Annotated in this window: 15 protein-coding genes; 7 read left to right on the top strand and 8 right to left on the bottom strand. The window is 57.9% G+C overall.

Annotation, left to right across the window (positions count from 1 at the left end; translation table 11 throughout):
- Window positions 1–54: 54 nt before the first annotated feature.
- Window positions 55–678, bottom strand: coding sequence for a TetR/AcrR family transcriptional regulator (locus tag ACYQ3S_RS01700; RefSeq protein ID WP_459687039.1), 624 nt, complete (start codon window positions 676–678; stop codon window positions 55–57).
- A gap of 175 nt (window positions 679–853) precedes the next feature.
- Between ACYQ3S_RS01700 and ACYQ3S_RS01695 the strand changes: the two genes are divergently transcribed.
- From ACYQ3S_RS01695 to ACYQ3S_RS01665, 7 genes are all read left to right on the top strand, one after another.
- Window positions 854–1,474, top strand: coding sequence for a TetR/AcrR family transcriptional regulator (locus ACYQ3S_RS01695; protein WP_459687038.1), 621 nt, complete (start codon window positions 854–856; stop codon window positions 1,472–1,474).
- Between the two features lie 69 nt (window positions 1,475–1,543).
- Window positions 1,544–3,295, top strand: coding sequence for an ABC transporter ATP-binding protein (locus ACYQ3S_RS01690; protein ID WP_459687037.1), 1,752 nt, complete (start codon window positions 1,544–1,546; stop codon window positions 3,293–3,295).
- The gene (locus tag ACYQ3S_RS01685; protein ID WP_459687036.1) at window positions 3,292–5,031 is read left to right on the top strand and encodes an ABC transporter ATP-binding protein; all 1,740 of its coding nucleotides are present in this window, start codon (window positions 3,292–3,294) and stop codon (window positions 5,029–5,031) included. Before ACYQ3S_RS01690 ends, ACYQ3S_RS01685 begins: the two co-directional genes overlap by 4 nt.
- Before the next feature lie 198 nt (window positions 5,032–5,229).
- Window positions 5,230–5,484 (top strand): heavy-metal-associated domain-containing protein, encoded by a 255-nt coding sequence (locus ACYQ3S_RS01680; protein ID WP_459687035.1) that lies wholly within the window; start codon window positions 5,230–5,232, stop codon window positions 5,482–5,484.
- 2 nt (window positions 5,485–5,486) lie between these two features.
- A complete protein-coding gene (locus tag ACYQ3S_RS01675) occupies window positions 5,487–6,383 on the top strand; it encodes a helix-turn-helix domain-containing protein (RefSeq protein WP_459687034.1) in 897 nt (298 codons plus the stop codon).
- 170 nt (window positions 6,384–6,553) lie between these two features.
- Entirely contained in the window at window positions 6,554–6,808 is a 255-nt protein-coding gene (locus ACYQ3S_RS01670) for a DUF6110 family protein (protein ID WP_459687033.1), read from the top strand.
- A gap of 65 nt (window positions 6,809–6,873) precedes the next feature.
- Window positions 6,874–8,991: a heavy metal translocating P-type ATPase gene (locus tag ACYQ3S_RS01665; RefSeq protein WP_459687032.1), complete on the top strand. Its 2,118-nt coding sequence runs from the start codon at window positions 6,874–6,876 to the stop codon at window positions 8,989–8,991.
- Window positions 8,992–9,744: 753 nt separating this feature from the next.
- On the opposite strand, the gene ACYQ3S_RS01660 is transcribed toward ACYQ3S_RS01665, so the two are convergent.
- The 7 genes from ACYQ3S_RS01660 to nikA all read right to left on the bottom strand — a co-directional run bounded on the left by ACYQ3S_RS01660 (window position 9,745) and on the right by nikA (window position 17,079).
- Window positions 9,745–11,055 (bottom strand): MATE family efflux transporter, encoded by a 1,311-nt coding sequence (locus tag ACYQ3S_RS01660; protein ID WP_459687031.1) that lies wholly within the window; start codon window positions 11,053–11,055, stop codon window positions 9,745–9,747.
- Between the two features lie 13 nt (window positions 11,056–11,068).
- Entirely contained in the window at window positions 11,069–12,001 is a 933-nt protein-coding gene (locus tag ACYQ3S_RS01655; RefSeq protein ID WP_459687030.1) for a M14 family metallopeptidase, read from the bottom strand.
- Window positions 11,998–12,801: an ABC transporter ATP-binding protein gene (locus ACYQ3S_RS01650; RefSeq protein WP_459687029.1), complete on the bottom strand. Its 804-nt coding sequence runs from the start codon at window positions 12,799–12,801 to the stop codon at window positions 11,998–12,000. Before ACYQ3S_RS01650 ends, ACYQ3S_RS01655 begins: the two co-directional genes overlap by 4 nt.
- The gene (locus tag ACYQ3S_RS01645; protein ID WP_459687028.1) at window positions 12,794–13,627 is read right to left on the bottom strand and encodes an ABC transporter ATP-binding protein; all 834 of its coding nucleotides are present in this window, start codon (window positions 13,625–13,627) and stop codon (window positions 12,794–12,796) included. Before ACYQ3S_RS01645 ends, ACYQ3S_RS01650 begins: the two co-directional genes overlap by 8 nt.
- The gene (opp1C, locus tag ACYQ3S_RS01640; RefSeq protein WP_459687027.1) at window positions 13,624–14,448 is read right to left on the bottom strand and encodes a nickel/cobalt ABC transporter permease; all 825 of its coding nucleotides are present in this window, start codon (window positions 14,446–14,448) and stop codon (window positions 13,624–13,626) included. The genes ACYQ3S_RS01645 and opp1C overlap by 4 nt, the downstream gene beginning before the upstream one ends.
- A gap of 5 nt (window positions 14,449–14,453) precedes the next feature.
- Window positions 14,454–15,392, bottom strand: a complete 939-nt coding sequence (gene opp1B / locus ACYQ3S_RS01635) for a nickel/cobalt ABC transporter permease (RefSeq protein WP_459687026.1) — start codon at window positions 15,390–15,392, stop codon at window positions 14,454–14,456.
- Between the two features lie 85 nt (window positions 15,393–15,477).
- Window positions 15,478–17,079, bottom strand: coding sequence for a nickel ABC transporter substrate-binding protein (nikA, locus tag ACYQ3S_RS01630; protein WP_459687025.1), 1,602 nt, complete (start codon window positions 17,077–17,079; stop codon window positions 15,478–15,480).
- Window positions 17,080–17,170: the final 91 nt, after the last annotated feature.

Raw genomic sequence — 17,170 nt, 5'->3', positions numbered from 1 at the left:
TTTGCTAACCTTTATGCAAATGAGAGGGCTGCACCATGGGTACAGCCTTCTGCTTCAGGGCTTGGCGTTAAACACGGTGCCGAAGCCCGCCATGTGGTAGCGGTTGAGCATCTTGACATAGCGGTGGGCGGCGGCGCGGTCCATGTTGTGCCGCACCACCTCGAACATGCCGTTGAAATAGGCGGTGACGATGATATGGATGAACTCCTCCGTCACCAGGCCGGACTTGACGCTCTCACAGCCGATGACCTCCATGTACTTGTAGGTGTAGTCCACCTCGATGTCCACCAGCTCGTCCAGGAAGCAGGAAAAACGGGTGCCGTGGGCTCCGTCCAGCAGCAGGCGGAACACATCAAAGTGGTCGTAGATGTAGTCCAACAGTTCTTCCTGATGGCGGGCGGTGTACTGGCCCATCTCGGCCCTCTGCTCCTCCTCCGGGAACTGGTGGAAGTCCTCCTGGATCTTGCGGAACATGGACTTGAACGCATCCACCACCGGCTCCGCGATGGCGCGGAACAGTCCCTCCTTGTCCCCGAACCGGGTGTAGATGGACCCGGTGCTGGTCCCCGCCTCCTGGGCGATGGTCCGCAGAGAAGCGTCCAGAAAGCCCTTGGACAAAAACTCCGCCTTGGCGCACTCCAGCACCCGGTCATAGACGCCCGGCTTTTGTTTTGCCACAGCTATCCCTCCCTTCATTTCAAAACAGTGTTTCATAACTGCGTTTTGAATATACACCCATCTTCATGGTTTGTCAATCAAAATTTTCCGCTCCCCCTTGACACAGCGGGAGGAAGGTGGTATATTGATAATTAGATTATCGGTAATCGAATTATCAGTTTATGGGAGGGATGGTATGGCAAAACCGGATACCTCTATTAATCCCCGTATTCTGGACAGCGCCAGAGAGGAATTCCTGTCTCTGGGGTTTGAGAAGGCTTCCCTGAAGTCCATCTGCCAGCGGGCGGGGGTGACCACGGGGGCTCTTTACAAACGCTACGCCGGAAAAGAGGATCTGTTCGGTGCTGTGGTGGCGGACACGATGGCGGATCTGAATGCTGTTTATGAGGAGCGGACGGCGGTGCCGGCCTCCTCTCTGTCGGACGAAACGCTGATCCGGGCATGGTACATGGACGAGGAATACATGCTGTGGTGGTTCCGCTTTCTCAATGAGCGGCGGGACGGCTTTGTGCTGCTGCTCACTGGTGCGGAGGGCACCGCCTACGCCAACTTCCAGCACGACTGGGTGGAGAAGATGACGGAGGGCACCTGGAATTACTACGCCGAGGCCCGCCGCCGGGGGCTGTGCAGTGTGGATCTGACCCAGGCGGAGCTCCATGTGATCCTCTCCGCCTTCTGGGCCACCATCTACGAGCCCTTTATCCACGGCTTCATCTGGCCGGAGATCCAGCGCCACTGCACCCTGGTCTGCCGTCTCTTTGACTGGTACGCCGCCCTGGGATTTCCCAAGTCCTGAAAGAGCCTCTCCGGAGGCTTTTTTCATCACAGAAAGTTAGCGAAAACTAACCGAAAAAGGAGTGATATCGTGTTTCAAAAAGTCCTCAGCTATGCCGGGCAGCACCGGCGGACCACCTATGCCTCCATCCTGGTGCTGGTGGCTGGCGTGACCATGAGCGTGCTGCCCTACTTCTTCCTCTACCGCATTCTGCGGCCCCTGCTGACAGGGGGCGGCCTCACCCTGGAGGAGACGCTTCTGAATACCGGCGCCATGGCCCTGTGCATGGTCCTCTACGGCCTGCTCTATGTGGAGGGGCTGGCCCTGTCCCACCGCTCCGCCTACCATACTCTGGGAAACCTCCGGTTCCACCTCCAGAGCAAGCTGGAGAAGCAGCCCCTGGGCGCCATCCAGGAGAAGGGCGTGGGGGTCTGGAAGAAGATGTTCATTGACGACATCGAGAGCATGGAGCTGCTGCTGGCCCATGCGCTGCCGGAGGGCGTGTCCAACCTGTCCGTGCCAGTGGTGGTCTTCGTGGCCATGTTTCTCACTGACTGGAAGCTGGGCCTGCTGTCCCTCTGCTCTCTCCCTTTGGGCGTGCTGGCCATGGGGATGATGTACCGCTCCGGCATGAGCAAAATGGGGGCCTACTACGCCGCCGGTCAGAAGATGAACAACACCATCGTGGAGTACATCAACGGCATGGAGGTGGTGAAGGTCTTCAACCGGGATGGGGAATCCTACCACCGGTTTGAGACCGATGTGAAGAACTACCGGGATTTTACCCTGGACTGGTTCCGGGCCTGCTGGCTGTGGATGGCCCTCTACACCAGCATTTTGCCCTGCGTGGCGCTGGTGCTTCTGCCAGCCAGCGGCTATCTGGTACTCACCGGAGCCTCCACGCTGCCGGACTACGCCCTGGTCCTGTGTATGTCCTTCGCCGTGGGGCCGCCTCTGGTGCGGGCCATGAGCTTTATGTCGGTGATGCCCCAGCTGAGCTATAAGATCGATCAGATGGAGGCTCTGTTCAACATCCCGCCTCTTCAGGAGGGGAAACAGCCGTTTTCCAGCAGCAGTCTGGACATCCGCTTTGAAAATGTGCGCTTTGCTTATGAGAAAGACGAGGTCCTTCACGGCGTCTCCTTCTCCGTCCCACAGGGGAGCCTCACCGCCCTGGTGGGAGAGTCCGGCAGCGGGAAGTCCACTCTGGCAAAGCTGCTGGTCCACTTCTACGATGTGACGGATGGGCGCATCACGCTGGGAGGCCAGGATCTGAGAGACATCACCCTTGCCTCGCTCAATGAGCAGATCTCCTTCGTGGCCCAGGAGCAGTTCCTGTTCAACACCACCCTGCTGGAGAACATCCGGCTGGGCAAGCCCAGCGCCACCGACGCGGAGGTGCTGGCCGCGGCGGAGCGGGCCCAGTGCGGAGAGTTCCTGGGACGGCTGGAAAAAGGCATCCACACCATGGCGGGCGACGGGGGCAAGCAGCTCTCCGGCGGGGAGCGGCAGCGGATCGCTCTGGCCCGAGCTATTCTGAAAGGCGCCCCCATCGTGGTGCTGGACGAAGCCACCGCCTTCCTGGACCCGGAGAATGAGGAGAAGATGAACGCCGCCATCGCCGAGGTGATCCGGGGCAAGACTGTCATCGTCATCGCCCACCGGCTCCAGTCCATCGTCGAGGCCGACCAGATCGTGGTGCTGGAGCAGGGACAGGTGGCGGGGATCGGCCGCCACGAGGAATTGCGGAAGACCTGCCCCACCTATGAGACGCTGTGGCAGGCGGCGGAGGGCTCTGCGGCGTGGCATGTGTCCGCCGGGAAAGGAGGCGAAGAAGCATGATCGCACTGATGAAACGGATCTTGTCCGTATCCGGCCCCTATCAAGGGCGGATCAAGCTGGCCTTTGTCTTTGCCTTTTTGAAGGCCATGCTGTCCAAGGCCCCCATCGCTCTGTCCTTCCTGGCCCTGAGCGCCTTCCTCCAGGGGACCATGACGGCGCGGCTGTGTCTGTGGCTGGCGGCGGGCACGATAGGCTGCGTACTGCTGGAGTGCCTGTGCCAGAACATCGCCGACCGGCTCCAGGCCGCGGCGGGGTACATGGTGTTCGCCGACCTGCGCATGGAACTGGGGCGGCATCTGCGCCGTCTGCCCATGGGCTATTTTACCGAGGGCAACATCGGCAAGATCAGCTCCGTTCTCTCCACCGACATGTTGTTCATCGAGGAGAACTGCATGCACGATATCGCCGACATGATGAGCTATACCTTCGCGCAGGCGATCCTGGTGCTGTGGCTGGCCTTCCTTGACCCCTGGCTGGGACTGGCCGCCCTGGTGGTGGTGCTGATCATCTGGCGGTTGGGACGGGCCGCGCTGGGGAGCACCCTGGCCCACTCCGATACCCGCCAGGAGCAGAGCGAGGCTTTGACCCGCGCGGTGCTGGACTATATCGAGGGCATCGGCATCGCCAAGACCTTCAACCTGCTGGGAGAGCGTTCCGCGGAACTCACAGACAATTTCGTCCGAAGCCGCAAGGTCAGCATCGAATTTGAGCACAGCCAGGCCCCCTGGATGCGGGCGCTCTATCTGGTGTGCGGCTTAGGCTCGGTGCTGATGGTCCCCCTGTCCATCTGGCTTTACAGCCAGGGGCGGCTCTCCATCACCTTCCTGCTGGGCGTGCTGCTCTTTGTCTTTGACCTCTTTGGCCCCATCAAGGCCCTGTACAGCCAGGCCACCCGCCTGACAGTGATGAACGCCTGCATGGACCGGATCGAGGCGGTGCTGGCGGAGCCGGAGCTGCCCGACCGTGGCAGGGAGTCCCTGCCCAAGACAGGCGGCGCTCCCGAGGTGGAGTTCCGGGATGTCACCTTTGCCTACGGGGAGAAAAAAGTGCTGCACGACATCTCCTTTACTCTGGAGAAAAACCGGATGCTGGCTCTGGTAGGCCCCTCCGGCGGCGGCAAGAGCACGGTGGCCAATCTGCTCTCCCGGTTCTGGGATGTCAAGGGCGGCCAGATCCTGGTGCGGGGCAGGGACATCCGGGAGGTCCCGCTGTCCGAGCTGATGGATCAGATCTCTATGGTGTTCCAGCGGGTCTATCTGTTCCAGGACACCGTCTATAACAACATCTCCATGGGTCGGCCCGACGCCACCCGGGAGGAGGTCTATGAAGCGGCGAAGAAGGCCCAGTGCTATGATTTCATCATGGCGCTGCCCGACGGCTTTGATACCGTCATCGGCGAAGGGGGCGCCAGCCTCTCCGGCGGCGAGCGGCAGCGCATCTCTATCGCCCGCTGCATCCTGAAGGACGCCCCCATCGTCATTCTGGACGAGGCCACCGCCAGCGTGGACGCTGACAACGAGAGCTACATCCAGGAGGCCATCACCCAGCTGTGCCGGGGCAAGACCCTGCTGGTCATCGCCCACCGGCTGAACACCATCCGCCACGCAGACGAGATCCTGGTCATCGACCAGGGGCGCATCGCCCAGGCGGGTACCCATGAGGCGCTCATGGAGGAGCAGGGCATCTACCGCCGCTTTGTGACCGCCCGCTCCAATCCCACCGGCTGGTGCCGGTGAGTGCGGCGGGCTGGCACGAAACCGAAGGGGCTGTGAAACATGATTTTTCACAACCCCTTTTTTGATAGAAAAGAAATATGTTTCGCATAGTTGTGTTGTTTTCCTGCAAAAGGGCTTGCAGCCCCGGACAATTTGTAGTATCCTATGGTTAGCAAAAACTAACTCAAGAAAAAGCACATTGATTGGAAGGGATTTCAAATGATCCAATACACGATTGCAGTGGAAGGCATGGCTTGCTCCATGTGCGAGGCCCATGTCAACGACGCGGTGCGCAAGGCGTTCCCAGTCAAAAAAGTCTCATCTTCCCACAGCAAGGGACAGACTCTGATCCTTACCGAGGAGCCTTTGGATGAAGATGCTCTCCGCCAAGCCATCTCCACTACCGGCTATCAGGTCTTGTCCATTCGATCGGCCCCCTATGAGAAGAAGGGCCTGTTTTCGTTTCGCAAGTGACGATGCTGAAGGCGTGTTCGGCGTGGCGTGGATGGGATCGGACTCCACTGCCCGCAAATGTTGCTGAGGTCGAACTGCTGAACGGTCCTCCGCCGAAGGAGCCGCTGTCCATCTCGCAACCTCCGGATCTCTTCTATGTGATCTTCTGCCGCAGCGGTGGAGCGACTCTGAACTGGCCAGATGGTCAGAGATTGTGTTTAGGTCCCGGCTGGACGCTGTTCCTCTCCGGAAACGCCGGAACATATAGCTGCCGCTTTACGCAGGTTCCCTTTCAGGGCGTGATGATCCAAGAACCGGAACAGGCGGCGCTCGCCGCGCTGTCCTTTCTCTGGCCCGATCAGAAGATCTCTTTTCCAAGCCCACGGCACGGCTGTGCCGTACTGGAGGATATGCTTTGGAGTGAGTCTCTGTTCCTCACGCTGGATCAGCTGCCTTTGGACCGCCGCGGAAATTACTGTGTCTTAAAAGCCCTGGAACTGCTCTATCTGGCCCATGCCGGCGGTGGGCATCAGCCTGAATGGAGCCGACATTTGGACAGCCAGCAGACCGAACTTATGGAACGGGTCCACGATCATATTCTGGAGCATCTGGAACAGCGCCTGACGATCCAGCAGCTCTCTCAGCGCTTTGGGATCTCCGGCACGAGCTTGGAGGCATCTTTCCGGAAATTTTATGGCACCCCGATCCACCAATACATTTTGGATCTCCGTCTGGCACGGGCGGCACAACTGCTTTGCAGCACAGAGCTGAGTGTGCTCCAGATCTCCGCGGCAGTTGGATATGGAAGCGTGAGCCAGTTTGGCGTCGCTTTTAAGCGCAAATATCATATGTCCCCATCTCAATTCCGGGCAGAAGCAAAAATGTCTTTTTTCGACGGAGTTTTGTCCGATACCGTGTGACAGCGCGGAGCCTGAAGAATATAATAAAAGAATAATTTGGTGCCACTGCCCGGCAGAGAGGAGGACCCGCTTTGAAGCATCATCGTTTCTGGGCCTGGGGCGCCGTGATCTGCATGGTCATGGCCATTGTTACCGGGTATCGTCATCGTTGATCGTGAGGTGAGCATAGCATGAATATATACAAAGGTGTTGCCTTGTTTGCCGGCGGCGTGCTGTTCGGCTCTGCCGGGTTCAAGCTGTTGTCCAGCAAGGACGCGAAAAAGGCATATACACACGCTACCGCCGCAGCTCTGCGGATGAAGGAGTCCGTCATGGGGACTGTTACATCGGTTCAGGAGAACGCTGCCGATATCCTTGCTTCGGCCAAGGAGATCAATGAGGAGCGTGCGCAGGAGGGGACAGTGTCTGACGACACTCAGGAATAAACGGCGATCATTGATCCAAGAGGGGCTGCCGAAAGGCGGCCCCTCTCTATCCATGGAGGCAGAGTATGAAATTTCAGATCAAGCACGAATGTCGGGGCCGCATCCGTGTCCAGATGGCCCAGTCCAGAATGACGATGGAACAGGCCGATCTGCTGGAAGCATGGCTCCAGACGCTCCCGTATGTGGAACGGGCAGTGGTTCATGAGCGGACCCGCTGCGCAGTGATCGAGTACGGCGGCGATCGCGGTGTGATCCTGGACGCTTTGAAGCGCTTTTCCTACCAAAATAAAGCATTGGGGAAACTGGCTCCCATCCACAGCACCCGGGCTCTCACACGCACTTATGAAGAGAAATTGGTCGGTATGGTGGCCTTTAAGGCTCTCCGTACGCTCTTTTTCCCAGCGCCTCTGCGGGCGGTCTATACCGTGTTCAGATCCATTCCTTATCTGTTCCGGGCGGCTCGCTGTCTGCGCTGTAGGCGGCTTCAGGTGGAGGTGCTGGATGGCATCTCCGTAGGCTTGTCTATGATCCGTCGGGAGTTTGATACAGCAGGCTCAGTCATGTTCCTGCTTGGCCTTGGTGAACTGCTGGAGGAGTGGACGCACAAGAAGTCCGTGGACGACTTGGCCCGGAGCATGTCGCTGAACATCGACCGGGTGTGGCTGAAAACAGCGGGCGGCGAGGTGCTGACGCCCCTCCATCGAATACAGGCGGGCGATCAGCTGGCGGTCCGCATGGGCAGTATGATCCCCTTGGACGGTACGATCATAGAGGGCGAGGTCATGGTGAACCAGGCGTCCCTTACCGGCGAGTCCATCCCGGTGGCCAAGCGTCCCGGAAGCAGCGTCTACGCCGGTACGGTGGTAGAGGAGGGTGAGTGTGTTCTCACGGTCACCCAGCACTCCGGGCAGGGCCGCTATGATAAGATCGTTGCCATGATCGAAGAGTCGGAGCGATTCAAGTCCGCGGCGGAGAGTCAGGCGGCTCACTGGGCGGACAAGCTGGTCCCCTACACGCTGGCGGGCAGCGCCCTGGTCTATCTTCTGACCCGGAATGTGACGCGGGCCATGTCTGTGCTGATGGTGGATTTCTCCTGCGCATTGAAGTTGTCCATGCCCCTGGCGGTGCTGTCGGCCATGGGGGAGGCCAGCCGCTTCCACGCCACGGTGAAAGGCGGAAAATATTTGGAGGCTATGGCGCAGGCAGACACTATTGTTTTCGATAAGACCGGCACCCTGACTCACGCCAGTCCGGTCGTTGCCCAGGTGATCCCCTTTGGCGGAAAAGCAGAGTCGGAAATGCTCCGGCTGGCCGCTTGCCTGGAGGAACATTTCCCTCACTCTATGGCCAATGCTGTCGTGCAAGCGGCAAAGGAACGGGGTCTCTCCCATGAAGAGCTGCACTCTCAGGTGGAATATCTGGTGGCTCACGGCATCGTCAGTACAGTGTGCGGCGAGCGCGTTGTCATCGGGAGCGCGCACTTCGTTTTTGAGGACGAGGGCTGCACCATCCCCCCAGGGGAGTGGGAGAGGTTCGAGAGCCTGCCCCGGCAATACAGTCATTTGTATCTGGCAACGGGCGGCGTATTGGCCGCTGTCATCTGTATTTCCGATCCGTTACGGGCGGAGGCGGCCGATGCGTTGAACGCTCTGCGGGGTCTGGGCGTGAAAAAGCTGGTCATGCTCACCGGAGACAGCGAGCGCACAGCGGCGGCCATCGCCGCTCAGGTCGGCGTAGACGAGTACCGGGCGGAGGTGTTGCCGGAGGACAAGGCCGACTTTGTTCAGGCGGAGCGCGCACTGGACAGGACCGTTGTGATGATCGGGGACGGCATCAACGACTCACCGGCGCTGTCCGCGGCCGATGTGGGTATCGCCATTTGTGACGGGGCGGCCATTGCCCGGGAGATCGCGGACATTACGATCGCTGCCGATGATCTCTTTGAGTTGGTGAAGCTGCGTGCGCTTTCGCAGCGGCTTATGCGGCGCATCCATTCCAATTACCGCTTTGTTATCGGTTTCAACGGTAGCCTCATTGCCTTGGGCGCGCTGGGTGTCTTGGCGCCAGCCACCTCCGCCATGTTGCACAACCTATCTACTCTGGGTATCAGCCTGCGGAGCATGACACATCTGCTTCCTCCAAAGAAGCCCCGCCCGGAAGTAAGCCCGGCAGAAGGAAGCTGAACCTTGATCGACTTGTTGCTGTGTGATGCAAGCGCGGAATGAAATACAGAAGAGCCGGCTGGTTATCCAGCCGGCTCTCTTCATCGTGTTCGCGCCTGAGTAAATTCTGCCACCACATCGGTGCTCGGTTCCGGCCGTACCAGTAGGGGCAGGCGGCCGCCTGTCAAGTTCATTACCACGGTCGGGTTTGGCATAAGGGCGAGCTGTTCCGCATGGCAAGCGTCGGTAAAAGCGGCATCGTCCTCGGATAAGGCTGGCAGGAGCTACCCCTACCAGCGGACAAGATCGTACTGTTCCATGCCGATAAAATGATCGGCATCCGCCAAAAAGCCAATCATATGCGCTTTATACGGTTTGTGAGCGATTCCAGCATGGCATCACATGATCCTACTATAACGGCTGTTTCCCGCGGAGTGAAGCCGTCCGTTATCTTTTCATACGGTCCTGTTCATCGTCGCCCGGGATGACAAAACGGGCCTTGGCCCTTGTCTGGATCAGCAAATATCCAGAAAGAGCAGATCGCCTACATTTATCCGCGATGGGTCACTCTCAAAAGCTCTTTTTGCGGCAGAGGACATTGCAAGCGGATGGGATACACAAACTATCTGTTGATCGACAGCCGAGGGCTTCTTTGGCAACAGAAGTCCTCGGCTGTTGTTCTATCTTCTATGCTGTGTCTCGTTTAGTTTTCCCACTCTATCACCTCCACAGATCAGACTGCTGGAATGTTTTTTATTTGCCCTACAGCTCACTTTATTTAAATCGGGAACTGGCATATAACTGAAAAATCGATTGCCGCGAGCCAAGCATGGAGCACAGTGCTCTGGCCGTTTGGTCAAGCGTCAGTGCTATCCATGCACCATATAGGCCGAAATTCGATTCATATACCAGAAAGAATGTGAGAATAGGCCGCACCACCGCGATGCTGATGAGGGAGTAGGCAGCTACAAAGCCGGTGCGCCCTAGGCCGCGGAGCAGGCCGGCGTGTACCATGGCGCAGGATTCCGGGATATTGACCGCAGCTACAAAAAACATGATCTCACAGCCTAGAACCAGATCGCTGCCCTCTAGATGATAGAGCTGGAGCAAAGGCATCCGAAACAGCAGATAGGTCAATGTAGCCGCACCGCCAGTCCACAGCGCGGCCCGGCGGGACACGTCTCTGATCTGCCTCAGATCGCACGTTCGGCCTGCCCCCATAGTCTGCCCCGCTTGAACTAGGCTGGCCTTTCCAAGCCCTTGGGAAAAGCTGTAGTAGATGTCACACAGGCTGCCGCAGATATTGTGGACGCTCAGCGATGCTGTGCCCAGATCGGCTACCAGCCGGGAGAAAGTGAACATCCCGAACCGCTCCGCAGACTGCTCCAGAAATGTGCCTGCAGCGAGGGGGCTCAAGGCGCGGAGATATTCCCGTCCCGGCAGCCAACGGCCCCTGCCCCGCAGGGTGGCTGGGTGTCTCCGCTGCAGGAAAAGTATCATTGTATAGGCCAGCGTGGCGCTGGCACCGATGGCGGTAGCCAGTCCGGCCCCGAAAACACCCAGACGCGGGAATGGTCCCAGACCGTAGATCAGCAGCGCATTGAACACTACGTTGACCACGTTACCCAGAACATTGGCCGCAAGTACGCTCCTGGTATCACCGAGGCCTGCCAGGATGCCGTGTTGGACGATGGCCGGGCCGGAGAGTGCCAGACTTACCAGTGCAGGAAAGACATATTGTAGTGCCAGACCCAGATAGTCATCCTGCGCGCCGGCCAGACGCAGAAGCGGGGCGGCACCGATCCACGTCCCGACTAGGAGCAGCGCTGAGAGTCCGCATCCCAGTACAAATGAGGCGCGGGCGCAGGCGGTGAGCGGCGCGTCTGGCTGTTCGCCGTGTTGGCGGGCGACGTAAGCACTCAAAGCCACAGAGCAGGAGCGTGGTATGCAGAGGATCGCCATGCGGGGCTGGGAGAAAATGCTCACTGCCGCCACTGCCGCAGTCCCCAGAGAGGAGACCATCAGCAGATCGGCAGCGGTGAGCAGCATCAACAAAAGACCCTCTGCCGCGGCGGGCCAGGCCAACCGCCAGAACTCCTTACGGATGGCCATAGGCGATCAATGGATCTGCCGTTTGGACGCCCAGAGCAACCGTGTAGTAGAGGACGATGCCATTACATTCAGCTCGGACCTCCTGCAGGCAGTTGCCGGACATATCCTCCAAATGTCCAAGCAGCTCTCCCTTTTGTACCTGTTGGTCTAAGTCAACGACCGGGTACCAGAACCCTGCGGACGCAGCCTCCGCATAGAAGGTCTCCACGATCTCCGACTGATCCTGCGGCGGAGTATCGCCGGGCAGGATCTTCAGATGCCGCATCAGGGAGCGGATATCTTCACAGCAGTCCTCCACTTCCTGTTCAGACCAAAGGCCCTGACCGCCCCGTTCGATCAGCAGCGCCGGGACTCGTTTCTGGACTGCCCAGCTATAAAGCCCGTTCCGCGCAGTGGAGCGGACCCGATATGGAACCGCAAGCACCTCGGCAGCGGCCTGAGATGTACGGTTGATCGCATCTTCACCCACTGTCGGGATGAAGACCAGCGGACGGAGCGCTTCATTACAGTCCCCGCTATGGAGATCCACCAGTAGGTCGGCGGCGGGGTAGAGACTTTTCTCCAGGGCAAACGCCAGTCGAGCCGAGAGACTGCCCCCTGCATCACCGGGGAACGCCCGGTTCAGGTTGATGCCGTCTTCCGGCACCACCTGTTTGACTCCGGCATAAAAGGCTGAGGGATTGGCCAGCGGCAGAAGGATCACATTCCCAGACAGTTCCGCCGGATCCAACTCTCTGAACAGGCGGCGCAGTGCCTGCACCCCCACATACTCGCAGCCATGCACACCAGCCGTGACCACCAAGGTGCGGCCAGAGGCTGCGCCGCATAAGCAGATCGTCTCTAACGGCGGTGCATCCGGCACCGGGAGCGGCACGTTTTTCCGCTCGCCCGGCAAAATCGTAGTTCCACAAAAGATCATATGGCCACCTCGTGATCTTCAGTATCAAACACTATAATAGACTCCAGCAGATGACGGGCATACTCGTCCTTCGTCTCGCTGATGCGGTGGACGGGTAGATATTCGGTCACACGTCCCTGATAAAGGAACAGCACATCGTCACAGAGATAGGTGATAGAGGTCAGGTCGTGAGTGATAAACACATAGGTCAGCCCCAGTTTTTCCTTCAGGTCTCGCAGCAGATCCATCACCTGGACCTGAGTGTGTGCATCCAGAGATGAGATGGCCTCGTCAAAGAGGATGATCTCCGGCTTACAGGCTACCGCTCTGGCGATACACACCCGCTGAAGCTGGCCGCCGGAGAGCTCATGGGGGAACCGGCTGGCAAACGCGGCAGGTAGTCCGACTAACTCCAGCAGGATGGAAGTCTCCTTGCTTCGCTCCAACCTGCCGCCCTCCCGCCGCTCCCGGACAGTCAGGCCCTCCCCGATAATATCCTTGACCCTGAAACGGGGATTAGCAGAGGTGGTATAGTCCTGAAACACCACGCTGAGCTTGTTCTGCAGGTTCCGGCGCCCTGCGCGGGATCCGTAGACCGGCACACCGTCCAGAAGGACCTCGCCGCTGTCCGGCCTTAGTAGCCCGCACAGTACCCGCCCCATGGTGGATTTTCCACTGCCCGACTCTCCCAGAATGCCCAGACAGGTCCCTCTTTTCACATTCATGGATACATCAAAGAGTATCTGCTGACGAGTGTGTCCGAATATCTTTTCCTGCCGTTCCCTTCGGAAACTGACGCAGATATTTTTCAGTTCAAGCATAGGTACGCTCCTTTCCTGCCAACATCTGGCGGTACCGGCGCATCACATCCGCCCGTTTCTCCACCAGAAGTTTGGTATAGGGATCTGCTGCATGGTGGAGGATGTGATGAAAGTCACCCTGATCTACTACCAGCCCCTGATTGAGGACCACGATTCGGTCTGCGACCCGGGAGATAGCGTTCAGGTCATGGGAGATGAATACCATCGCTGTTTGGTGCTCCAGCTTTATCCGCAGCAGCTCGTTCAGGATCTCAAACTGCGTGACGGCATCGATGGCCGTGGTGGGCTCGTCTGCGATCAGCAGCGCTGGCTTCATCGAGGTCGCAATGCCGATCATGATCCTCTGGAGCATTCCGCCGGAGAGTTGGTGAGGGTACTTCTCCAGCACCTCCTCCGGGCTGCGGATCTGCATCTTCTCCAGCATTTGCAGGGAGCGTTGGCGGATATCCTCCCCGCTCCAACTGCTGTGGGCGGCAAAGGTCTCGGCGATTTGGGCACCGATCCGATAGAGGGGGTCAAAGCAAGTCATGGGATTCTGGAGGATGATACCTACTTGGCCACCCCGCAGTCGGCGCAGTTCCTCAGCGCTTTTCCCCAGAAGCTCCTCGCCCTGAAATCTGGCGCTGCCAAGCACATGGAACCCGTTGTCCAGAAGTCCCATAGCGGCTTTCATGGACATGGACTTTCCGCTTCCAGATTCCCCAAGGACGCCCAGACATTCACCGGGATATACGGAGAAGGAAACGCCTTTGACCAGTTCCACATCCTGATGGTGTCGGCCGCAGAGCAGGACATGAAGGTCCTTCAATTCCAAAACCGGTATCATTTCTCCACCTCCTTGGGATCCAGCACATCCCGCAGCGCATCACCCATCAGGTTGAAACAGCATACCAGTACCACAATGGCGATGCCGGGAGCTATCATCTGGGTTGGGTTGCTGGTGAGGACATCTTTGGCCTCGTTGAGCATGGCGCCCCACTCCGGAATAGGTGCCTGGACGCCAAGTCCCAGAAATGAGAGCGTGGAGATGTTGATGATCGCCCAGCCCACGTCCAGAGAGGCCAGCACTGCCAGATCAGAGGTAATGGACGGCAAAAGGTGGCGGAGTAGGATGGACCGCTCCGGTATCCCCACACAGCGGGGAAATTGGACGAAGTTCCGGTCGCGGTACTGCATAACACCGGTGCGGATCATGCGGGCATACCACGCCCACTTGATGAACACGTTGGCGATAATGACATTTTGGACATTGATGCCCAGAAGGCCGACCACAGCGAACACCATGATCTGGCTGGGAAAGGAGAGCATCACATCCACCACACGCATGATGACCTCTTCCACCACGCCGCGGAAGTAACCGGCCATCACGCCCAGCACCGCGCCGAGGGCGATGGTGCCCAGCATGGTCAACAGCGCCAAGCCCAGTGTGGGACGGATACCGTGGATCAAGCGGGAGAGCACACAACGGCCCAGATGATCGGTGCCCAGCGGATACTCCGGGCTGTACGGTGCGAATTTATTGAGGATGTCGGTGACATACGGATCGTGGGGCGCAAGGACCGGGGCAAAAATGCCGATCAGTGCGATCAAAAGAACGAACGTCACCGTCACTACAGCGGCACGGTTGTGCATAAAGCGTTTTCCCATATAGCTTACCCCTCCTTTCTCAATCTGGGATCCGATACTGTCTGCAAGATGTCAAATACTAGATTGAACACCACGAACAAAACGCCGATGAACAGCACATAGGCCTGGATGATCGGAAGATCCCGGTTGAAGATGGAACTGATACACAGCGTTCCCAGCCCCGGCCAGGAGAACACGTTCTCTACCACGATGGTACCGGCGATCATCTGAGGGATGCTCATGCCCATAGCCACGATGCAGGTGTGCATAGAATTTTTCAAAATATGCTTGACCAAGATGGCCCGCTGAGGCAACCCCCGAACATTGGCATATAGCACATAGTCCTGTTTCATATTCTCCAGCATATTATTTCTGATCAGGCGGATATAGGTGGAGATATAGCTGAGGGCCACCGTAAAGGCCGGCAGGATCATATGCCGCCAAGTGCCGCTCCCATTGGTCGGCAACAGCCCCAGTTTGACGCTGAAACCCCACATTAAAAGCAGGCCCACCCAGTAAGCAGGCATGGCCGTGGAGATAAAGACTATCCCCCGCATCACCTTGTCGAACCAACCGTCTTTGTATACAGCGCAAAGAAAGCCGACAGGGATGCTCAAAAGCAGCACGATCACAAAGGACGCTGCCGCCAACTGCAGTGTGGCGGGCAGGCAGCGAGCCAGTTCGCCAGCCACAGTACGGGTTGGATTGACATAGCTGATGCCAAGATCCCCCTGCAGACACCCCAGCACCCAATCAAAGTAGCGCACTAAAAAGGGCTTGTTCAGCCCTAACGCAGCCTCCATCTCCGCGATCGCCTCTTCGGTGATGATAGGCGTCTGTTGGATCCGGAGCACTACCTCCGCTGGGTTGGAGGGGATCATATTGATGAATACAAAGCAGACAAAGGAGATAGCCAACAACAGCGGAATAGCCATCAACAGTCTGCGGATCACATAGCGTTTCATGGATACCCCTTTCTCGTTCTGTTTTTAGGTGAGGCTCAAAGCGAGGGCCGTTTCATCTGAAACGGCCCTCGCTGTCAGAACCATATTACTCGAAGTACATATTTGCAAAATCCACGTCATACTGGTCGGTGCCGAAGTGGACGCCCTTCAAGTCGGAGGTATAGAGGGCCTTGTTTGTCTCATAGGTCAGAGGCAGGTAGACCGCATCCTCGTGGAGCCGGGTCAGAACGAAGGTATAGAGTTCCTGACGCTTGGTCTCATCGGTGGAGGTGAGGATGTCCGTGATGACCTGATCGATCTCAGCCTTGTCTGCCAAGCCCTGTTGGGCCTCGTAGTCGCCATATACCGGTGCCCGCATGGCAGCCAGGGAGGACTGGGGATCATAGGGCATTCCCCAACAGATGTTGAACACCATGTCGAAGTTGCCGGCCTTCATATTATCGCGGTAGGACTGCTCCTCCTCGCCGTGGATGCTGAGAGAGATACCCAGTTTTAGGTACTCGCTTTGGAGAAACTCGGAGATGGTCTTTTCCGTAACACTGTCGCTGTTGTAGAGCAGGTCCAATTCCAGTTTCTTACCGTCCTTGGTGCGGATGCCGTCGCCTCCCATGACCCAGCCGGCCTCGTCCAACAGGCTGCCGGCCTTAGCTGTATCGTAGGCGTATGCCTCCAGCCCCACATCGCAGTAGGGGACCGTAGGGGAATAGAGGGTATCGGCCGCCGGCTCCAGACCATAAAAAATACCATCGGAAATGGCCTGACGGTTGGTGGCGTGCTGCAGAGCCTGACGCACCGGCAGCTCGCTGAGGATATCCCGGGTGGTATTCAGAACGATGTGCCGGGTAGAGGTGGGATCGGATAGGCTGACGGTGAACTTCTCACTGTCCACATACTGGCTGATAGCATCGGCATCCAACATATTTTTACCGAAGATCAGGTCGATCTCTCCATTCTCCAGCGCCATGATACGGGTCTGGTTGTCCGGGATGACCTTGACAGTGATCTTCTGGATGGCGGGGGCATCGCCCCAGTAGTTCTCATTGCGTTCGAAGATCGCGTACTCATCGGTGACGAAGTCAGTAAGTACATAGGGGCCTGTGCCGATGTAACCGTCGACACCGTTCATGGTGCTGCCGTCTACCATGCAGTTGGGGGAGATCATAGCAAAGGGGCGGATACAGGCCAGCTCAGTGAGCATGGGGTAGTACGGCTCACTCATCTCAATGACAAAAGTGTCACTGTCTGGCGCCGAAACGCTGACCAGCAGGTTCATCATCTCCAGCCAGGTATGCCGTTCCCTGTTCTCCAGTATGGCATTGAAGTTAGCAAGAATGGCATTGGCGTCGCAGGGCGTTCCGTCGGAAAAGGTCACGCCATCGCGGATATTGAAGGTGTAGATCCGGCCGTCCTCGCTGATAGTCCAATCCTCAGCCAGGCACCCTACATAGCCGTCCTCGGTATTGCTCACCAAGGTGTCGTAGAGCATAGCTTGAGCGTACATCTCACCAGCGTATAGATGTGGGTTCAGATCCCGGATATCGCGATAATTGACGAATACTAATTCGTCGCGCGCCTCGGTGTCACTATCTGTACTGGCTGTAGTGTCCCCGTTTTCCTGCCCGCAACCGGCGAGCGAAGCCAATAGCAGCGCGCTGCTGAACAGTATAGCTAAAAGTCGTTTTCTCATAGGTGCCTCCAGTTTCGAAATTACAGTCATATGCCGTGCATGGTTAGTATACAGCGGTTAGCATAAACTTACCAGAGGCGAGTTTTTCATG

The sequence above is a fragment of the Agathobaculum sp. TL06 genome, from assembly GCF_054658635.1.
Note: the sequence above shows the minus strand (reverse complement) of the source record. Positions and strands in the feature narration are given on the sequence as shown.

Bases quoted from the DNA above. Each gene is read 5' to 3' on its own strand.
- ACYQ3S_RS01655 (WP_459687030.1), bottom strand. From the start codon at position 12,001: ATGATCTTTTGTGGAACTACGATTTTGCCGGGCGAGCGGAAAAACGTG.
- opp1B (WP_459687026.1), bottom strand. From the start codon at position 15,392: ATGAAACGCTATGTGATCCGCAGACTGTTGATGGCTATTCCGCTGTTG.
- nikA (WP_459687025.1), bottom strand. From the start codon at position 17,079: ATGAGAAAACGACTTTTAGCTATACTGTTCAGCAGCGCGCTGCTATTG.
- ACYQ3S_RS01650 (WP_459687029.1), bottom strand. From the start codon at position 12,801: ATGCTTGAACTGAAAAATATCTGCGTCAGTTTCCGAAGGGAACGGCAG.
- opp1C (WP_459687027.1), bottom strand. From the start codon at position 14,448: ATGGGAAAACGCTTTATGCACAACCGTGCCGCTGTAGTGACGGTGACG.
- ACYQ3S_RS01670 (WP_459687033.1), top strand. From the start codon at position 6,554: ATGAATATATACAAAGGTGTTGCCTTGTTTGCCGGCGGCGTGCTGTTC.
- ACYQ3S_RS01695 (WP_459687038.1), top strand. From the start codon at position 854: ATGGCAAAACCGGATACCTCTATTAATCCCCGTATTCTGGACAGCGCC.
- ACYQ3S_RS01685 (WP_459687036.1), top strand. From the start codon at position 3,292: ATGATCGCACTGATGAAACGGATCTTGTCCGTATCCGGCCCCTATCAA.
- ACYQ3S_RS01680 (WP_459687035.1), top strand. From the start codon at position 5,230: ATGATCCAATACACGATTGCAGTGGAAGGCATGGCTTGCTCCATGTGC.
- ACYQ3S_RS01665 (WP_459687032.1), top strand. From the start codon at position 6,874: ATGAAATTTCAGATCAAGCACGAATGTCGGGGCCGCATCCGTGTCCAG.
- ACYQ3S_RS01675 (WP_459687034.1), top strand. From the start codon at position 5,487: ATGCTGAAGGCGTGTTCGGCGTGGCGTGGATGGGATCGGACTCCACTG.
- ACYQ3S_RS01645 (WP_459687028.1), bottom strand. From the start codon at position 13,627: ATGATACCGGTTTTGGAATTGAAGGACCTTCATGTCCTGCTCTGCGGC.